General features: G+C 63.5%; 20 protein-coding genes. 8 read left to right on the forward strand and 12 right to left on the reverse strand.

What is annotated here, in order from left to right:
• Nucleotides 1–87 precede the first annotated feature (87 nt).
• The 5 genes from lptB to ACZ6WW_RS20670 form a co-directional block, all read right to left on the reverse strand.
• Nucleotides 88–807 carry an LPS export ABC transporter ATP-binding protein gene (lptB, locus tag ACZ6WW_RS20650; protein ID WP_281850116.1) on the reverse strand — a complete coding sequence of 240 codons (720 nt, stop codon included), beginning with the start codon at nt 805–807 and terminating at the stop codon, nt 88–90.
• A 3-nt stretch (nt 808–810) separates the two neighbouring features.
• Nucleotides 811–1,443 carry a lipopolysaccharide transport periplasmic protein LptA gene (gene lptA, locus ACZ6WW_RS20655; RefSeq protein ID WP_465275872.1) on the reverse strand — a complete coding sequence of 211 codons (633 nt, stop codon included), beginning with the start codon at nt 1,441–1,443 and terminating at the stop codon, nt 811–813.
• Complete coding sequence (gene lptC, locus ACZ6WW_RS20660) at nt 1,340–2,002, reverse strand: LPS export ABC transporter periplasmic protein LptC (RefSeq protein WP_465275873.1); 663 nt, start codon at nt 2,000–2,002, stop codon at nt 1,340–1,342. The genes lptA and lptC overlap by 104 nt, the downstream gene beginning before the upstream one ends.
• Nucleotides 1,999–2,544 carry a KdsC family phosphatase gene (locus ACZ6WW_RS20665; RefSeq protein WP_465275874.1) on the reverse strand — a complete coding sequence of 182 codons (546 nt, stop codon included), beginning with the start codon at nt 2,542–2,544 and terminating at the stop codon, nt 1,999–2,001. Before ACZ6WW_RS20665 ends, lptC begins: the two co-directional genes overlap by 4 nt.
• 163 nt (nt 2,545–2,707) lie before the next feature.
• Nucleotides 2,708–3,721, reverse strand: a complete 1,014-nt coding sequence (locus ACZ6WW_RS20670; protein ID WP_465275875.1) for a KpsF/GutQ family sugar-phosphate isomerase — start codon at nt 3,719–3,721, stop codon at nt 2,708–2,710.
• Between the two features lie 227 nt (nt 3,722–3,948).
• Between ACZ6WW_RS20670 and ACZ6WW_RS20675 the strand changes: the two genes are divergently transcribed.
• Both ACZ6WW_RS20675 and murA read left to right on the forward strand, forming a co-directional pair.
• On the forward strand, nt 3,949–4,188 hold the full coding sequence (locus ACZ6WW_RS20675) for a BolA family protein (protein ID WP_281850111.1): 240 nt from the start codon (nt 3,949–3,951) through the stop codon (nt 4,186–4,188).
• Between the two features lie 44 nt (nt 4,189–4,232).
• The gene (gene murA, locus ACZ6WW_RS20680) at nt 4,233–5,492 is read left to right on the forward strand and encodes a UDP-N-acetylglucosamine 1-carboxyvinyltransferase (protein WP_281850110.1); all 1,260 of its coding nucleotides are present in this window, start codon (nt 4,233–4,235) and stop codon (nt 5,490–5,492) included.
• A gap of 71 nt (nt 5,493–5,563) precedes the next feature.
• On the opposite strand, the gene ACZ6WW_RS20685 is transcribed toward murA, so the two are convergent.
• The 3 genes from ACZ6WW_RS20685 to purM form a co-directional block, all read right to left on the reverse strand.
• Entirely contained in the window at nt 5,564–6,271 is a 708-nt protein-coding gene (locus ACZ6WW_RS20685) for a DUF3108 domain-containing protein (RefSeq protein WP_465275876.1), read from the reverse strand.
• 273 nt (nt 6,272–6,544) lie between these two features.
• Nucleotides 6,545–7,210 (reverse strand): phosphoribosylglycinamide formyltransferase, encoded by a 666-nt coding sequence (gene purN, locus ACZ6WW_RS20690; protein WP_465275877.1) that lies wholly within the window; start codon nt 7,208–7,210, stop codon nt 6,545–6,547.
• 56 nt (nt 7,211–7,266) lie between these two features.
• Complete coding sequence (gene purM / locus ACZ6WW_RS20695; RefSeq protein ID WP_465275878.1) at nt 7,267–8,295, reverse strand: phosphoribosylformylglycinamidine cyclo-ligase; 1,029 nt, start codon at nt 8,293–8,295, stop codon at nt 7,267–7,269.
• Between the two features lie 177 nt (nt 8,296–8,472).
• Between purM and ACZ6WW_RS20700 the strand changes: the two genes are divergently transcribed.
• From ACZ6WW_RS20700 to hda, 3 genes are all read left to right on the forward strand, one after another.
• The gene (locus tag ACZ6WW_RS20700) at nt 8,473–9,468 is read left to right on the forward strand and encodes a DUF2066 domain-containing protein (RefSeq protein ID WP_465275879.1); all 996 of its coding nucleotides are present in this window, start codon (nt 8,473–8,475) and stop codon (nt 9,466–9,468) included.
• A 110-nt stretch (nt 9,469–9,578) separates the two neighbouring features.
• Nucleotides 9,579–10,760 (forward strand): AI-2E family transporter, encoded by a 1,182-nt coding sequence (locus ACZ6WW_RS20705; protein ID WP_465275967.1) that lies wholly within the window; start codon nt 9,579–9,581, stop codon nt 10,758–10,760.
• Nucleotides 10,757–11,455 carry a DnaA regulatory inactivator Hda gene (hda, locus tag ACZ6WW_RS20710; protein ID WP_465275880.1) on the forward strand — a complete coding sequence of 233 codons (699 nt, stop codon included), beginning with the start codon at nt 10,757–10,759 and terminating at the stop codon, nt 11,453–11,455. The genes ACZ6WW_RS20705 and hda overlap by 4 nt, the downstream gene beginning before the upstream one ends.
• A gap of 172 nt (nt 11,456–11,627) precedes the next feature.
• Here the strand turns inward: hda and ACZ6WW_RS20715 are convergent, their stop codons facing one another.
• Entirely contained in the window at nt 11,628–12,431 is an 804-nt protein-coding gene (locus tag ACZ6WW_RS20715; protein WP_465275881.1) for an inositol monophosphatase family protein, read from the reverse strand.
• A gap of 109 nt (nt 12,432–12,540) precedes the next feature.
• On the opposite strand from ACZ6WW_RS20715, the gene ACZ6WW_RS20720 reads away from it, so the two are divergent.
• The gene (locus tag ACZ6WW_RS20720) at nt 12,541–13,302 is read left to right on the forward strand and encodes an RNA methyltransferase (protein ID WP_465275882.1); all 762 of its coding nucleotides are present in this window, start codon (nt 12,541–12,543) and stop codon (nt 13,300–13,302) included.
• A 185-nt stretch (nt 13,303–13,487) separates the two neighbouring features.
• Here the strand turns inward: ACZ6WW_RS20720 and ACZ6WW_RS20725 are convergent, their stop codons facing one another.
• Both ACZ6WW_RS20725 and ACZ6WW_RS20730 read right to left on the reverse strand, forming a co-directional pair.
• Nucleotides 13,488–14,093: an exopolysaccharide biosynthesis protein gene (locus ACZ6WW_RS20725; protein ID WP_465275883.1), complete on the reverse strand. Its 606-nt coding sequence runs from the start codon at nt 14,091–14,093 to the stop codon at nt 13,488–13,490.
• Nucleotides 14,094–14,141: 48 nt separating this feature from the next.
• On the reverse strand, nt 14,142–15,473 hold the full coding sequence (locus tag ACZ6WW_RS20730) for a hemolysin family protein (RefSeq protein WP_465275884.1): 1,332 nt from the start codon (nt 15,471–15,473) through the stop codon (nt 14,142–14,144).
• 146 nt (nt 15,474–15,619) lie between these two features.
• Between ACZ6WW_RS20730 and ACZ6WW_RS20735 the strand changes: the two genes are divergently transcribed.
• Together ACZ6WW_RS20735 and ACZ6WW_RS20740 are read left to right on the forward strand one after the other, a co-directional pair.
• Nucleotides 15,620–16,249, forward strand: coding sequence for a DUF47 domain-containing protein (locus tag ACZ6WW_RS20735; protein WP_465275885.1), 630 nt, complete (start codon nt 15,620–15,622; stop codon nt 16,247–16,249).
• Between the two features lie 56 nt (nt 16,250–16,305).
• On the forward strand, nt 16,306–17,427 hold the full coding sequence (locus ACZ6WW_RS20740; protein ID WP_465275886.1) for an inorganic phosphate transporter: 1,122 nt from the start codon (nt 16,306–16,308) through the stop codon (nt 17,425–17,427).
• Nucleotides 17,428–17,696: 269 nt separating this feature from the next.
• Here the strand turns inward: ACZ6WW_RS20740 and ACZ6WW_RS20745 are convergent, their stop codons facing one another.
• Entirely contained in the window at nt 17,697–18,101 is a 405-nt protein-coding gene (locus ACZ6WW_RS20745; RefSeq protein ID WP_281850099.1) for a hypothetical protein, read from the reverse strand.
• Between the last annotated feature and the right edge of the window lie 27 nt (nt 18,102–18,128).

The following is an 18,128-nucleotide window of genomic DNA, read 5'->3' on the forward strand; positions in this document are numbered from 1 at the left end:
AGCGTACAGTCGAATGTGATTTGGATCAGGGTTACGTTAAAACGTCGTGTCATGGCGGCGCACCTGCAAACCGGGCAGGTATTCGGATTACAACCGGAATTCGCGGCCCAGATAGACTTCACGCACCTTCTCGTCGGCCAGGATGTGTGCCGGCGTACCACGCGATAGCACTTCGCCATCGTTGAGAATGTAGGCTCGGTCACAGATTCCGAGTGTTTCGCGAACGTTATGATCGGTGATCAGCACGCCGATACCGCGCTCTTTCAGATGACGGACGATGCGCTGGATTTCGCCTACCGAAATCGGGTCGACGCCGGCGAACGGTTCGTCGAGCAGCATGTAACGCGGCTGCGCGGCCAAGGCGCGGGCGATTTCCACGCGTCGGCGCTCGCCGCCCGACAGGCTGATGCCTTTCTGTTCGGCGATGTGCGCGATCTTCAGCTCGTCGAGCAGGCTTTCCAGCTCGGTATTGCGCTGGCGCTGATCCAGGCCTTCGCGCAATTCCAGCACCGCCATGATGTTGTCCGACACCGTCAGGCGCCGGAACACCGAGGCTTCCTGCGGGAGATAGCCGATGCCGAGCTTGGCGCGAGCATGCATCGGCAGGCCGGTGATGTCCTGTTTGTCGAGCTTGATCAAGCCCGCATCGGCCTCGATCAGGCCGACGATCATGTAGAAGCAGGTGGTTTTGCCCGCGCCGTTCGGGCCGAGCAGACCGACGACCTCGCCTTCGCGAATCGAAAAGGCAAAGTCGCGCACGACCTGGCGGGTACGGAAACTCTTTTGCAGACCTTCAGCAGAAAGCATGGATTACGGTTGTCCCTGCGGCTTGGTCGACGTGGATTGGGCAGGCGCCGGTGCCGACGCGCTGCTCGCAGGCTTGGCCGGCGGCGTCGCCGGCTTGGCGCCCTTGTCGGTGCGCGGCTTGGGTACGAAGGTCATCGCCACGCGTCCGTCGCCACCGCTCTCGCCATTCATCTGGCTGGTCTGGGTGTTGTAGGTGAGCTTGTCGCCGTGGGCTTCGCCACGGCCCTGCTGCTTGACCACGGCATTGCCGGTGAGCACGGCAATGCCGTTGATGTTGTCGTAGTCCAGCTGCGTGGCGTCACCGGTCATCAGGTTGCCCGAATCGTCGATCTGCTGGATGTGCGCGGGCGTGCCCGTCATCACCATGCGGCTGACGTTCTGGTCGCCATCGAAATAGATCTTGGCCAGATTGCCGGTGACCTTCATCGTGCCCTGGGTGATCACCACGTTCCCGGTGAGGGTGGTGATGCTGTTGGGCGCGTTGAAACCGTCGAACGAATTGGCGTGCTCGACGTTCATCGGCTTGTCGCGGTCATCCTTTCTTGCCAGCGCCGGTTGCAGCGCGAGCAGCCCCAGGAGCAGCAGGCTGTACCGGACGACTCCGCGGGCGCGGGACGAATGTGCCGTGGACGTCATTGAGGAGCTCCAGATGATTGTCGTTGAGGTTGGCACGCATGCCGATGCCGTTCATTCTACTGTCGCCCTGGGTCAACTGTGCCGGGGCGTCGGTTTGCATACGATTTTCTTTCGGCCAGGCGGTCACTTCGGACGTATGCAGATCGGCCGGCGGCGTATCGGCAAAGGCCGGGCGGTGCATATAGACCGCGCCCTGCAGCTTCAGCAGGGTGCCGGCCTTGTCGACCCAGGCATAGGTCGAATCGCCCGACCAGTCCGGCACGCCGGGCTGATTGGAAGGCAGGTCGTACTTGGGCGCGTTGATATACAACGACTCGTCGCCCTCGCGGCGCTCCAGGTGCGGCGCATTCATGCCGAAGCTCGGTTGGCCGTCCTCGTCGTAGGACCACAAGCGGAAGTTGGTCAGCACATAGCCCGAACGCGGCGGACCGACGAAGTCGCTCACCTTGGGTGAAGGCGCCAGCCACCAATACACGCCTTGCGCGGCGACGATGCCGAGCGCAAGCAGCACGATCAGCGCGGGTGTGCCGCGATCGCGCAGAAACCCCGGCAATCTCATCGCCAGCGCTCCTGTTCCGCGGCGACGCGGCCCTGGGCGAGAAGAATCAGATCGGCCACTTCGCGCGCCGCGCCCTGGCCACCGCTTCGACGGGTTTGCCAGTGGGCGCGTTCGGCTACCCAGGGATGGGCGTTGGCTACTGCCACCGCCAGGCCCGAGATGGCCATGGCAGGCAGGTCGGGCAGGTCGTCGCCGACAAAGGCGACCTGATCCGGACTCAGCTGCAGCGCATCGATCAGCTGATTCAGGCAGGCGCGCTTGTCGTTCTGGCCCTGGTAGACGTGGGCGATATCGAGCTCTTCGGCGCGCAGGGCAACCGGATGACTGATTCGCGCGGACAAAATCGCTACCTGTACACCGTTGTTTTGCAACAGTTTCAGGCCGAGACCGTCGTGCACGTGGAAAATCTTCGCCTCATGGCCGTCTTCGCCGTACCAGAGCCGGCCGTCGGTCAGCGTGCCATCCACGTCGAACACGGCCAGCCGGATTTTGGCGGCGCGAGCGAGGACTTCGGCGGGGACGTCAGCGAGATAGGTAGACACGTTCACGATAGCCTGGCTGGGACGAAGACAACTTGATGGAGATGGGGACGGGCAGTGGGGGCGCCAGGCTCAGGCCTTGCGGCAGCTTCTTAACGCACGAGGCTCGCGGTGGCCTACATCAAGCGCCCCCACAACCCGTCTCCCATCCCCAGATATCACGCCATCACACCACGCGGGCGCGGAGCAGATCATGAATGTTAAGCGCGCCGACCACTTTTTGCTGCTCATCGACCACCAGCAGGGCGTGAATCTGATGCTTTTCCATCAGTTGAGCCGCTTCGATGGCCAGCTTGTCGGCCCCGATGGTCTTGGGGCCGCGGGTCATCACCTCGGCGACGCTGGCGCCGCGCAGGTCCACGTCGTCGTCGTCCAGGGCGCGGCGCAGGTCGCCGTCGGTAAACACGCCGAGCAGGCGGCGGTCGGCATCGATCACCGCGGTCATGCCCAGGTGCTTGCGGGTCATTTCCACCAGCGCCTGGGTCAGGCTGGCGTCGGGCGCCACGGTCGGGATGCCCTCGCCGGTATGCATGATGTCGCTGATATGCAGCAGCAGACGCCGGCCCAGGCTGCCCGCCGGATGCGAACGGGCAAAGTCCTCGGAGGTAAAGCCACGGGCTTCGAGCAGGGCCACGGCCAGCGCGTCGCCCATCACCAGGGCGGCCGTGGTGCTGGCGGTGGGCGCCAGGCCGAGGGGGCAGGCTTCGACCGAGATGCTGGTGTCCAGATGCAGGTCGGCCTGCTTGGCCAGAGACGATTGATCGTTGCCGGTCATGGCGATCAGGGGGATGCCCTGGCGCTTGATGACTGGCAGGATGAACAGGATTTCGTCGGTTTCGCCGGAGGCCGACAAGGCCAGCACCACGTCCTGCGGCAGGATCATGCCCAGGTCGCCATGGCTGGCCTCGCCCGGATGGACGAAGAACGCCGGCGTACCGGTTGAGGCGAGGGTGGCCGCCACCTTGCGGGCGATGTGCCCAGACTTGCCCATGCCGATCACCACCACGCGGCCCGCACAGCCGAGGATCAACCGGCAGGCTTCGACGAAATCCTGGCCGATGCGCGGCTCGAGCGCCCGGATCGCGTCCGCCTCGGTGGCGATCACGGTGCGGGCGCTTTGGATGATGGCGTCTGCGTCGATCAAGGCGGGCTGGCTGGGGCGTGCGATATGGGCGTTCATGCGTCCTCGGGGGCTAGGATCGGCGGTCCGTAAGCTTGCCGACCGGGGGATCGGCTGCTCGGCTCACTCCTTTGTGCCGGGCTGAAGCGGACACCGCTGTCGTTTCTGCGACAGAAGATTTCCATTACCATGGCATATTCGCATTTTACCGTTATATGACGGCGCGTTGGATGGAAGTATGCACTTCTATCGCAGGCGTCGCCGCATCAGCTCCAAGCAGGAACCCCATGGACGCAGCCACTATTCAGGCAATGATTGAAACCGGCCTGCCCGGCGCGCGCGCCGATGTCAGCGGCGATGACGGCGTGCACTTCGAGGCCGAAGTAGTCGCCAGCCAGTTCGCCGGCAAGTTGCCTTTGGCCCGCCACCGCCTGGTCTACTCGACCCTCGGCGACCTGATGGGCGGGGCCATTCATGCCCTGGCGCTGAAAACCTATACGCCCGAGGAAGTGGCCGCGCGTCGCTGACGACCGCGCTACCGCCCTCCAGACATTCTCTTTAAGGACTTTTGATGGCCAAGATTCTGATCAGCGGTGGTGAGCCGCTCCATGGCGAAGTGGGCATTTCCGGTGCCAAGAACGCCGTGTTGCCGATCCTCGCTTCCTGTCTGCTGGCCGACGAGCCGGTAGCGATCAGCAACGTGCCGCACCTGCACGACGTCACCACCTTCATCGAACTGCTCGGCCAGATGGGCACCCAGCTCACCTTGGACGACCGCATGAAGATGCAGGTCGACCCGCGCTCGACCGACCGTTATTTCGCCCCGTACGACCTGGTGCGCACCATGCGTGCGTCGATCCTGGTGCTCGGCCCGCTGGTGGCCCGCTTTGGCGAGGCGGAAGTCTCGCTGCCGGGCGGCTGCGCGATCGGCTCGCGTCCGGTCGACCAGCACATCCGCGGCCTGGAGGCGCTCGGTGCCGAGGTGGTCGTCGAGAACGGCTACATCAAGGCCAAGGCCAAGCGTCTGAAGGGCGCGCGCATCGCCATGGACATGGTCACCGTGACTGGTACCGAGAACATCATGATGGCCGCAGCCCTGGCTCAGGGCACCACCATCATCGAAAACGCCGCGCAGGAACCGGAAGTCGTCGACCTGGCCAACTGCCTGATCGCGATGGGCGCGCAGATCGAAGGCGCCGGCACCTCGACCATGGTGATCCATGGCGTGGAGCGCCTGCATGGCGCCGAATACGAAGTGCTGCCGGACCGCATCGAAACCGGTACTTTCCTGGTCGGTGCCGCGATGACCGGCGGCAAGGTCCGTGCGCGTAACGCGCGGGCCAGTACGCTCGAATCCGTGTTGTCCAAACTTGAAGACGCCGGCGCGCATATTTCCACCGGTCCGGACTGGATCGAGCTGGACATGCAGGGCCGTCGTCCGAAGGCGGTGAACATCACCACGGCGCCTTACCCGGCATTCCCGACCGACATGCAGGCGCAGTTCACCGCGTTGAACTGCATCGCCGAAGGCGTTGGCGTCATCACCGAAACTGTGTTCGAAAACCGCTTCATGCACGCGCATGAGCTGCAGCGTCTGGGCGCGGACATCCGCCTCGAAGGCAACACCGCGATCATCCAGGGCGTGGCAAAGATGAGCGGTGCGCCGATCATGGCCACCGACCTGCGCGCTTCGGCGTGTCTGGTGCTTGCCGGTCTGGTCGCGCAGGGCGATACCACCGTCGACCGCGTGTATCACATCGATCGTGGTTACGAGAACATCGAAGAGAAGTTGGGCGTGTTGGGTGCGAAGATTCGCCGCCTGCCGTCGTGACAGGAGTGAGGAGTGAGTGCCATACGCCGTGGCGTTACTGCTCTTCTCTCACTCCTCCCACTCTTAACCCGTTATTTGCCGCCCTGGTAGCTGATCAGCTGCAAGGTCAGGTCACCGCCATCGCTCTGCGCGAGCTTTACCGGCACCGGGTATTTCTGCGGGACGTACCAGGCGCTGAAAGCCTTGTCGGCGTCGGTGCGTTCGACGCGTTCGGCCTGGAAGGTGCCGGCCGGAACTTGCACGCTTTCCTTGCCGGTGACCTTGAACTGCTGGTTTTCGACATTGCGCTTTACGGCGACTGGCAGCGTGATCGCCTGTTTGCCGTCGCGTAGCGCCCAGCCCACGGCGAGCGGGGCGAGGTTGCGGTCGACCATGCCAGCGGTGCCGGCGTAGGTCGACGGACCCTTGCCTTCGTCGACGCTGACCTGGTGATTCGCGTCGACTTCGACATGGCGCGTCTTGGTCTTGAGCGCCTTGACGGTCGAGTCATAGACCTGGGTTTCCGGTGCGCCCTGGTTGATGCGGAAGCGCGAACTCTCGTTCGAGCTGGCACCCAGCGCCGCGGCCAGGCCGCCAGTGCTTTTCACGTCGTTGCTGTAGACCCAGCTGCCACCGCCGGCGGACTTCAGGGTAATGGTTGCCTCACCGATGGCCTGACCGCCCTGCAATACCTGATACCTGGCGGTAAACGGCGCGGGCGTGGCTGCCATGGCGGCGGTGGTGGTGAGCGCCAGCAGGAGGCCGGCGGCGATAATACGAACGCGGTTAGGTGTCTTCATAAGGTTCAGGAGTCTACGCGGCGATCCTGAACAGACAATGTGAATGGCCGTAGCGTTCTGCGAAAACGCCGCGAGATCTTTATGTCACTAACCTCAGTTTTTCCTATCGTCATCCCGGCGCAGGCCGGGACCCAGTGGCTTTGTGATCGGTTGTTGCGAGAGTCATCACGCATTTGCTCCAGCGCGAAAACCGAAAACAGAAGCCACTGGGTCCCAGCCTGCGCCGGGATGACGAGATAAGAAGGGGTCTTTTGGAGAGTTCTGAAGCCGCTCCTACACCTGCAGGTGGCGGTCAAGCAACCTCAGAGGGGCGTACAACGCCACGCCATCGAGCATGACGCGGTCGGCTTCGCCTAAAGCCAGACGCCTCCGCGCAATCCAGTCCACCACCGCAGGCAACAGCCGATGCTCATGGGCCAGCAGCCGCTGCGCCAGGCTGTCCTCATCGTCCTGTGGCGAGATGGCAACACGTGCCTGCGCGATGACCGGGCCGCCATCGAGTTCGGCGGTGACGTAATGCACGCTGGCACCGTGCTCGGTATCGCCCGCTTCCAGCGCACGTCGATGCGTATGCAGCCCACGGTATTTGGGCAGCAGCGAAGGGTGGATGTTGATCATCCGCCCGACCCAGGGACGCAACGTGTCGCCGTCGAGGATGCGCATGAAGCCGGCAAGCACGATCAACTCCGCGCCGCTGTCGGCGACGCGTGCAAAAAGATCCGCATCGAAATCCCGGCGCTGAGCGTAGCTGCGTGGATTGAGCGCCACCGTCGGAATGTTGGCCGCTTCGGCAAGACGCAGCGCACCGGCGCTTTGCTTGTCACTGGCGACCAGGACGGGTTCGATCGCCAACTCGCCACGCTCGCGCGCGGCCAGTAGCGCGGCCAGATTGCTGCCGCGTCCCGAAGCAAGGACGGCTATACGCAAAGGTGTCGGCATGCTGTGGTGTCGAAGACGCTGGACCCCGGCCGTGGCCGGGGCGACTGGCGGCCGAATCAGCCGATATGGACGCGTTCGTCGCCCGAAGCGGCGACAACTTCACCGATCACCGCGGTGGCGAGGCCGTGCTTCTTAAGCAAATCGGCCGCTGCCGCAACCGCGCTGGACGGCAGAATCACCGTGAAGCCGACGCCGCAATTGAAGGTGCGCCACATTTCTTCGCGAGCGACATTGCCTTCGCGCATCAGCCAGTCGAATACCGGCGGCAACACGATCGCCGACGCATCGAGCTTCAGCGCTAGCCCATCCGGCACCACGCGGATGATGTTTTCCTTCAAGCCGCCGCCGGTGATGTGCGCCATGCCATGAACCTGCACGGACTTCATCAGCTCCAGGATCGGCTTGACGTAGATCGTGGTCGGCGCCATCAGGGCATCGACCAGCTTGACGCCGCCAAGGTCGAGCTCGAGCGGACTGCCGGCGCGCTCGACGATCTTGCGCACCAGTGAATAGCCGTTCGAATGCGGGCCGCTGGAGGCGACACCAAGAATGACATCGCCCGCGACGATGCCCTCACCGCTGAGCATCTCGGATTTTTCCACCGCGCCGACGGTAAAGCCGGCCAGGTCGTATTCGCCCGGCGGATACATGTCCGGCATTTCGGCGGTCTCGCCGCCGATCAGCGCGCACCCGGCCAGTTCGCAACCCTTGGCGATGCCGCCGACAACCGCAACGGTGGTGTCCACGTCGAGTTTGCCGGTGGCGAAATAATCGAGGAAGAACAGCGGCTCGGCGCCCTGTACCAACACGTCGTTGACGCACATGCCGACCAGGTCGATGCCGATCGTGTCATGGCGACCCAATTGCTGGGCCAGCTTGAGCTTGGTGCCCACGCCGTCGGTACCGGAGACCAGCACCGGCTCCTTGTAGCGGCCGGACAGGTCGAACAGGCCGCCAAAACCGCCCAGGCCACCCATGACTTCGGGGCGGAAGGTGCGCTTGACCAAGGGTTTGATGCGCTCGACGACGGCATTGCCTGCATCGATATCGACACCGGCGGCGCGATAGGTAAGGGCGTCGGACATGACGGGTTCCGGCGAGGGTAGCTGGGAAACGGTCAATATTAGCAGAGGGGGATGTCCGGCGGCCGAATTTGCCGCCTCCGTTCCCCGTTTCCCATTCCCTGTCGCCCAGCCGTCATTGGACGCTCACGCCCAGATTCGGCAGACTCTCCCCGTTTCCCATTGGATCAAGCCCTCCCCATGCGCTTCCCTCGCCAGCTTCTCGTCGGCTTCGTGCTGAGCCTGTTCATGCTGCTGTCGGCGGTCCACGCCCAGTCCCAGGTGTCGCCGTACACCGTGGTCGTGCCGGTCAAGGACACCACCGAGCCGGTGCGCGATCAGGCATTTGGCGAGGGGCTGGGCCAGGTGTTGACGCGCGTTGCTGGCGGGCAGGATCTGCGTAGTCGCGCCGGTTATGGCGACGTCATCAAGGGCGCGCCGGGCCTGGTGCAGCAGTATCGTTATCAGCGCGGCGCCCCTGGCGTGGCAACCGGTCTCAGCCTGTCGGTGACGTTCGATCAGGCTGCGGTGCAGCGCGCCGTATCGCAGATGGGCGTGGCCAGCGCGGGCGTGAAACCGCCGATCCTGCTGGTGGTACGCGGCGACGATAACAAGGTGCTGGGCAAAGACGCGCTGGCGACGCTGACCCAGACCATCTCGACCCGCGGCTACGGCGCGGTTTTGGCTGATCCGGAGAAAGTCGGCGATACGCCCACCGTGTCCAGTGTCGATGCCGAAGAAGTGATGGCGTTGGCCAAGCAGTACCGTACCGGCCTGATGCTGGTCGGTCAGATTCATGGCAATACAGCCGATTGGAACCTGGTATCGGGCGGCCCGCAGCAGCGCTGGACGACCAAGGCTGCCGATGAAAATGCGATGCAGGCCGATGCGGGCAACAATCTTGCCGATCGTCTGGGCAAGCAACTCAATACGATCGGTACTGCTAACGTCGACGGCAAGCTGTGGATCACCGGGCTCAATACGGCGATGGACTATGCCAACCTGCTTTCCACCTTGCGTGCCGATCCGATGGTGCGTCAGGTGACCACGCTGAGTGCACAGGGCGATGGCATGCTGTTCGCGGTTAAGGCCGGCCTGCCGATGGATGCCTTGTCGGCCAACCTCGCTGCTGGCGGACGCCTGTTGCAGGGCGAAAACCACGATGGCGCCGATGCCAGCCTGCGTTGGCTGCATTGATCGCTGGTCATGATTTGCAGCGGATCGTTGACGCGGAGGCCATGATCGCGCCGCAACGGTCCGACGTTGTTTTTCTTGCGTAAGGACGCCGTGTGTCGACTCACTCGCCGATGAATCAGGACGTTTCCCGCCGCTGGCAGATCTTGGCCATCGCGGCGGTGATCTGCTATTTGCTGTGGTTGCTTGCGCCAGTATTGATGCCGTTCGCTGTCGCGGGCATGTTGGCCTATCTGGGCGATCCGCTTGCCGACCGCCTCGAACGCATCGGTCTGGGCCGCACGCTCGCCGTCACGATCGTCTTTGTCGTGATCTCGCTGCTTGCCGTCGGTGCCTTGCTGCTGTTGATACCGCTGATTTCTCGTCAGGTCGAGAACCTGGTTCAGAACCTGCCGCGCTATGTGGAGTGGATCCGCGATACGGCACTGCCATGGATACAGCACCGGTTACGTCTTGATCCGGATGTCTTCGATACCCAGCGTCTGGTGCAGACGATCAAGGAGCACATGGATTCGATCGGCGGTGTCGCCTCCACCGTGCTGGGCAAGATATCCCGCTCCAGCATCGGCGTGGTGATGTGGCTGACCAATCTGGTGCTGATCCCGGTGGTGGCGTTCTATCTATTGCGCGACTGGGACCGCCTGACGGCTTGGATCGACCAGATGCTGCCGCGCTCGATCGAGCCGACGATTGCCTATCTCGCGCGCGAATCGGACAAGGTGTTGGGCGCCTTCGTGCGCGGCCAGTTGCTGGTGATGCTGGCGCTGGGTATTTTTTACGGCGGCGCACTGGGTATAGCCGGCTTGTCCGTGGGGCCGTTGATCGGCATGGTCGCGGGCCTGTTGAGCTTCGTGCCCTACCTGGGTTTTATCGTCGGTTTCGGTTCGGCGGTGATCGCCGTGCTGGTGCAATACGGCGACTGGACGCATCTGCTGATCGTGGTCGGCGTGTTCGTGGTTGGTCAGCTGCTTGAAGGCTATGTGCTGGTGCCGCGCCTGGTTGGCGAAAAAATCGGCTTGCATCCGGTAGCAGTGATTTTCGCGGTGCTTGCCGGTGGTTACCTGTTTGGCTTTCTCGGCGTGCTGCTGGCCTTGCCAGCGGCGTCGGTGATCATGGTGCTGCTGCGCTATCTCGGCGAGCGTTATCGACAGAGCGAGTTGTATACGGTCGAAGGCGTGCAGGATCCGGTCATTACCGAAGTCGATGTCACCGTCGATACAAAAACTGGCGACGTCGAAACCGAAACCACCGTCATCAGGGAAGGCGACAACAAGGATGGCAAGTCCTCGCCATGATTCCGCAGTTGCCGCTTGCCTTGCGCTGGCCACGTCGCCAGCGATTTGAACATTTTTATGCCGGTGCAAACGCTCCCGCGGTCGCTTCGCTCGAAGCGCTGGCGCATGAGCCGGGTGCGGCATGGCTCTATGTCAGCGGCCCGGCTGGCAGCGGTAAAAGCCATCTATTGATGGCTGCCTGCCAGGCGGCCAATGAACTGGGCCGCACGGTGCAATACCTGCCGCTGTCGCGATTGAGCGACCGTGCTGCCGCTATTCGTGGCGTGGCCGGCAGCGATCTGCTTGCGCTGGACGATCTCGATGCCATCGCAGGCGATCGCGAAGCCGAGCATGCCCTGTTCGATGTCTACAACCGCACGCGCGCGGACGGACTGGCGATGGTGTTTGCGGCCGAAAACGTGCCGACACAACTGGGTTTGAGCTTGCCCGATCTGCGCTCGCGCCTCGGTGCTTGCCAGCAGGCCGTGCTCAAGCCGCTCGACGATCAGGAGCGGCGACTCGTGCTCAAGACGCAGGCGGCTTCACGCGGCATCGAGCTGGACGACAACGTGCTGGATTGGCTGTTTGCGCGCTATGTGCGCGACCTGGGCGCCTTGCTCGATCTGCTCGATCGGCTGGATCAGGCGTCGCTGGCGGCACGGCGCCGGGTGACGGTGCCGTTCTTGCGTGAGTTGTTGAAGCAAGAGCAGCAGTAGCTGTCGGGCAGAGCTATTAGGAGCATCGAATAACCTCAGTTTTCATCGTCGCCCCGGCGAACGCCGGGGCCCAGCGTCTTTAGCACGTTGAAGCGTAAGGCGCTGGATCCCGGCGTTCGCCGGGATGACGACTAGGAAAAGGTTCTAGAGGTTCCAAAATAGGAAGGGCTGCTTATGCCTTCAGCAACGCCGGCGTGGCCTGCTGGCCGATCGCATCGAGCATCGCCTGCGCCACATTGAGGTTGGCCGCGACGATATTGCCGCTTTCCGGAATGCCTTCGCGACCGGCGAAATCGCAGTAGCGCCCGCCCGCTTCGCGCACCAGCAACACACCGGCTGCCATGTCCCAGGGCTTCAAGCCAATCTCGAAATAACCGTCATAGCGCGCGGCGGCGACATAGGCCAGGTCGAGCGCGGCCGAACCGGAGCGGCGGATATCTTCGGCCTGGCCAAGCATGGCGCGGGTGATATCCAGTTGCGGGGTCAGGTGCTCGCGCTGGCGGAACGGGAAGCCGGTGGCGATCATCGCGCCGCCCAGGTTCTCGCGCTTGCCCACACGCAGGCGGCGATCGTTGAGGTAGGCGCCATCGCCTTTGCTGGCGGTAAACAGCTCGTCGCGCAGCGGATCGAACACCACGCCATAGACCGGCTCGCCGCGGTCGAGCAGGGCGATCGAGACGGAGAAATGCGGGATGCCGCGCAGGTAGTTATGCGTGCCGTCGAGCGGATCGATCACCCAGACCAGCGGTCCCTTGCCGATCGAGCCGCTTTCTTCGGCGAGGATGGCGTGGGTGGGGTAGGCGCGGCGCAGCTCTTTGATGATCTCGGCTTCGGCCATGCGATCGACTTCGGAGGCGAAGTCCATACGCTGCTTTTCAACGACATTGAGGCCGTCGATGCGGTTCATATAGCGCAGGATCACGTTTCCAGCGGCGCGTGCGGCGCGCACCGCGACGTTAACGGCGGGTCTTGGCATGGCTTTGGGCTTTCAAAAGAGCGGGTTACGGCCGGTGATTCTAGCAGAGGACAATGCGTCGAGGAGTAAGGGCCGCTATCCTTGCCGCCCCAACCCTGTCTCCGCAGCCATGCCAGCCGCCATTTCCGCCGATCTTCTTCGCTTCGTCCTCGTCCGCACCTCGCACCCCGGCAATATCGGCAGTGCGGCTCGGGCCATGCGGACCATGGGCTTTTCGCGAATGGAGCTGGTCGCCCCCTCCCGGTTTCCCCATGCCGAGGCCTCGGCGCTCGCCGCCGGCGCGGACGACGTGCTTGGCAGCGCCGGGGTGCACGACGAACTGGTCGATGGTCTGGCCGGCTGCAGCCTGGCGCTGGGTCTATCGGCCCGCCGCCGCGGTGTGAACCTGCCGGAAATCTCCCCCCGCGAAGCTGCCAGCCAGGCCTTGGCCGCGGTCGCGCGCGGCGAGCAGGTGGCGCTGGTATTCGGCAACGAACGCACCGGCCTGGAGAACGAGGAACTGGCCCGTTGTCATGCGATGGTGCGCATTCCCAGCGTCGACGATTTCAGCTCGTTGAATCTGGCGCAGGCCGTCCAGGTCATGGCGTACGAAGTGCGCATGGCGCAACTGGGCGATGCACCGCAGGCACCGCCGCCGCGCGAGGACGCCGAGCCGCTGGCCGACGCGGCACAGATGGAACGCTTCTACGAGCACCTGCTGCAGACGCTGGACGATATCGACTTCCACAAAGGCCGTGCACCGACGACGATCATGCTGCGTTTGCGCAAGCTGTTTCAGCGCGCGCAGATGGATGAGCGTGAGTTGCGCATGCTGCATGGGATTTTTGCGGATGCGCAGCGTATGGCAAGGCTGGCGCGGGAGCGAGAGTAGTCTTCAAATAAACTCAGTTTTCATCGTCGCCCCGGCGAAGGCCGGGGCCCAGCGTCTTTAGTGCGTCGAGGCACAAGGCGCTAGACCCCGGCCTTTGCCGGGGTGACGGATAGGAGGGAATTTTTAGAGGCTCTGCGAAGAGGGATTCATGAGTCGGGCGTTACGCGCTTCGCTCGCCTATGCCCCTAAAACCAATCCCTCACCATCGTCCACAACGATCGCGCCACGCCCGCCGACAATCCCACGCTGGCTCCCGTCGCTCCCCACACCACCAGCAATAGCGCTCCGTCGCGTTCGATCAAGGCAAACGCAAAGGCCAGCAACATCACGCCGAACAGGTAGTTGGTGAAGGGGATCGGTAGCATCAACAGCACGCCGAGGAAGATCATCATCAGGCCCGAGGCGATGGTGAGCGGGTGGGTGGTCAGCCGCTCAAGTCGGGGTTTGCACAGCTTCTCCAGCCAGCGCGTAATCGGCGCAATGCGTTCGAGGAAGTGCTGCAGCGAGCTGCGTTTCAACGAGCGTTGCTTCAGCCAGCGCGGCAGCCAGGGTTGCTCCAGGCCGATCAGCATCTGCAGGCCAAGCAGGCTCGCCAAGGTGCCGGTGATACCGCCGACGCCCAGCGGCACGGGGATGAAATTCGGCACCGCGATCAATAACAACAGAAAGCCGAAGGCGCGCCGTTGCAGCGGCGCCATGAGCTCGTCGAGCGAGATTCGCTCGCCGTCGTGAGAGGCGACGACGGCGGCGAGCAGCTCGGTGGTACGTGGATCGTGAGATTTTGCGGGCATGCCCGGATCATCACCACGCCGGCTTGAACGCCGGGTGAGGAAAAGGGCCTACTGCTCGTCTTCGGCGGGGCCATTGCGCGACGGCGGCGTGACCAGCAGCTTGTCGATACGCGCTCCGTCCAGATCGATCACTTCGAACCGGATGCCCTGCCAGGCGAACACCTCGCCGGTCTGCGGGATATGGCCCAGCGCCGCCATCACCATGCCGGCGGCGGTGCGGTATTCGTGTTCTTCCTCGCCCGGCAGGTGGTCCAGGCCCAATAGTTCGCGCAGGTCGTCGCTGGACAGTGAGCCGTCGATCAACCAGCTGCCATCGGCACGTTCGACGATGGGCGAGTTTTCTTCGTTCTTGTGGCCATGACCGTGGCCGAGCTGGGTAGCGCCCACCACGGCGGCGAGCAGGTCGTTCAGCGTCACCAGGCCTTCGATATCGCCGTATTCGTCGACCACGAGCGCCATTGGTGTCTCGGCATCGCGAAACTCCTCGAGCAGATCCAGCGCACGCGCCGTCGCCGGCACGAACAGCGGCTTGGCCATCTTGGCAAACATGTCCGGATGGCCACCGCGGTAGTTGCGCAGCAGGTTTTTCACTTCGACCACGCCCACGACATCGCTTTCGTCGCCGCGATAGACCGGGTAGCGCGAATAAGGCGTATCGCGCAGCACTTCGTCGTTCTCGGCTGCCGGCGCGTTGATATCCAGCCAGGCAATGCGCATGCGCGGAGTCATGACGCTGTCGACGCTGCGGTCGCCCAGGCGCAGGACCCGGTTGACCATGTTGTGCTCGTCGCGGTCGAGCACGCCCTGCTCGGCGCTTTCGGCTACCAGCAGACGGATTTCCTCTTCCGTGGCCGCTTCACGGCTGATGCGGTTGATGCCGAGCAGCCGCAGCAGCAGGTTGCTGGAGGCGTTGAGCAGCCAGACGAAGGGGGCGGTTATGCGCGAGAGCACCAGCATCGGCATGGCGACATAGCCGGAGGCGCGCTCGGGCGAGGCCAGCGCCAGGCGCTTGGGCACCAGTTCACCGATCACGATCTGGATAAAGGAAATCAGCACGAAGCTCAGCACGACGCCGATGATGCGGGCGTACGGCTCCAGCCAGGCGGCCCGGCCGCCGTGGAGCGCATCGGCGATATGCCCGCCCAGGGCGTCGCCGGCCACCGCGCCGGTGACCAGCATGACCAGGGTGATGCCGACTTGCACCGTGGAAAGGAAGTATTCCGGCGCCTCGGCGTGGCGCAGGGCTATCCGCGCGCGGCGGCTGGTCTTGGCCATCTGCTTCAGGCGGCTCTTGCGCGAGGCCACCAGCGCCATTTCGGAGAGGGCGAAAAAGCCGTTGCACAGCGCGAGGACGATGACTAGCGCGATTTCGGTCAGCATCGCGGCGGCTGTGGTTTCGGAGACATGGGGATAAGTGTAAAGGCAGCGGGCGCAGGCTCAAGGGCCGGAAGGGCGCCTGGATGCGGCCCCGGGGTGCGGTCCTGTAACATATTGGACATATTTACCCTCTCCCCGGACCGTGCAACATGTTTTCACTGCAAACTATTTTCGGCAAAGGCGACAAGTTCTATGGCCTGCTCGAACAGAGCGCCGAGGCGGCCCGGGAGAGCGCCAGGGCATTGCATGATCTGGTTTCGCGTAAGGATCATGCTCCGGTCATGACCGCTTTCGCGGCCAGCCGGGCCCGGGAAAAAGCACTGGCCGCGCAGATCAGCGAAGAGCTGGTCAATACCTTTGTCACCGCGCTGGATCGCGAGGACATCGAGGCGCTCAACTCGGCGCTGTACAAGATTCCCAAGACCATCGAGAAGTTTGCCGAGCGTTACGACATCGTCGGCGAGCGTCTCGCCGATATCGATTTCGCGCCGCGCTCGCTGGTGCTGGAGCGTTCCACCGCCGTGGTCGAGGAGATGATCGGCGAGCTGCGTCGTGGCCTGCGCATCGATCCGGTCAAGAAGCTGCAGGACCGCTTGCAGACACTCGAAGCGGAGGGCGACCGCATGCTGCTGTCGCCGTACCGCACGCTATACGTGGAAGGCAACGATGCGATGCGCGCGATGTTGGCCAAGGATCTGTTCGAGCTGCTGGAGAAAGCGATCGACAAGTGCCGCGATGTCGGCAACATCGTTTACTCGATCGTGTTGAAAAACTCCTGAAGGCGCCGACCGATGCTTTTCGCCGATTGTCGATGCCAGCTTGCTGGAGTTAGCGCATGAGCCTGGTTCTCATCGTGGTGCTGATCGCGCTTGCTTTCACGTATATCAACGGTTTTCACGATACCGCCAACTCCATCGCCACCGTGGTGGCGACCAAGGTGATGACGCCGGGGCAGGCCGTGCTGATGGCCGCCATCACCAATCTGATCGGTGCGCTATGGGGCACCGCGGTGGCGGTAACGATCGCCTCGGGTCTGATCGATACCGGCATCATCGACGTCGGTCCGCAGTTGCTGATCTGCGCGTTGCTCGGCGCGACGATCTGGAATCTGTTCACCTGGTGGCTGGGCCTGCCATCCAGTTCCAGCCATGCCCTGGTCGGTTCGCTGGTGGGCGCGGCCGTGGCCGCCTCGGCGAATAACTTCAACGCGGTGATCTGGTTTCAGGGCGGCGCGCACTGGTGGGCCGGCAAGGGTGTGATCCCCAAGGTGATCGTGCCGATGGTGGTGTCGCCGTTCCTCGGCTTCGTCATGGGCTTTCTGTTGATGGGCGCGCTGTATGCCTTGCTGGGTTGGTTCTCCAGTCAGAAGGGCTTTCTGCATCGCTTCGGCCGCACGCCGTTCGTCAACGGCTTTTTCGGCAAGGCGCAGATCCTGTCGGCCAGTGCGATGGGGCTGGCGCATGGCATGAACGATGCGCAGAAAAGCATGGGCATCATCGCGCTCGCCCTGGCCGGGGCCACCGCGGCCGGTCAGTTCGACCATCTGCCGGTCTGGCTGGATTTCCTGCGCATCCAGGGCGACGCGCACGGTGGCTTTGTCGTGCCGATCTGGGTCAAGGTGGTTTGCGCACTGACCATGGCGGCCGGCACCGCCGGCGGCGGCTGGCGCATCATCAAGACGCTTGGCCACAAGATGGTCAAGCTGCATCCGATCAACGGTTTTGCGGCCGAAGGCAGTTCGGCGGCAGTGATCCTGACCGCCTCGGTGCTGGGCATTCCGGTGTCGACCACGCATAACGTGTCCGCGTCGATCATGGGCGTGGGCGCCGCCAAACGCTGGAACGCGATCCGCTGGTCGATCGTGGAGCGGATGGTATGGGCGTGGATCCTCACGCTGCCGGTGACGGCGTTGCTGGCTTACGGATTGGTGCGGGCCTCTCAGCTCTTCACCCAGTAGCTAGTTTGTAGGAGCGACTTCAGTCGCGACCCGCGGTTACGTCACGGCAGGTCACGACTGAAGGGAGCCTCGAATAACCTCAGTACTGATTGTCGTCATCCCGGCGCAGGCCGGGACCCAGTGGCATCAGTTTTCAGCTTTCGCGGTAGAGCCGAGTTTTGCAGACTCTCTGCGATAACCGATTGCAAAGCCACTGGGTTCCGGCCTACGCCGGAATGACGAGTAGGAAGGGCTTTTCGAGGTCGACTGAAGTCGCTCCTACAAAGATGTCACAGGTCATCGCCCCCGGTGGCGACCAACTGCTCCAACTGGTCCCCCAAATCCCCCAATTCCTCAATCACCCGCTTCAACTCGGCGGCATTGAGCAGATCGTAGGGACGGTTCTCGCACAGGTGCAGAAACGGCGAGCCGTCCAGGTCGGTGACGGCCAGAAAGCCGGTGCGCTGTTCCCAGTTGAAACGCAGGCAGCGGCGCGCGTCGGCGCCGGCGAGCGGGCCGATCGGGGTGGATATGCGCAGAAAGCGGCGTCCCGATTCGTCCTCAAGCTCGGCCAGATAGATGCCCTGGTGGCGATCCTGCGGCAGGGTGAGGTCGAAGCTGATCAAATAGGGGTCGTTGTGTTGCAGCTGATGCTGGCTGCCGATGTGCGAGCGTACGGCTTCGAAGTGGCGCATGGTGTGACATCCTGAAACTTGCGGGAA

Source organism: Dyella sp. NPDC103356, from assembly GCF_055584465.1.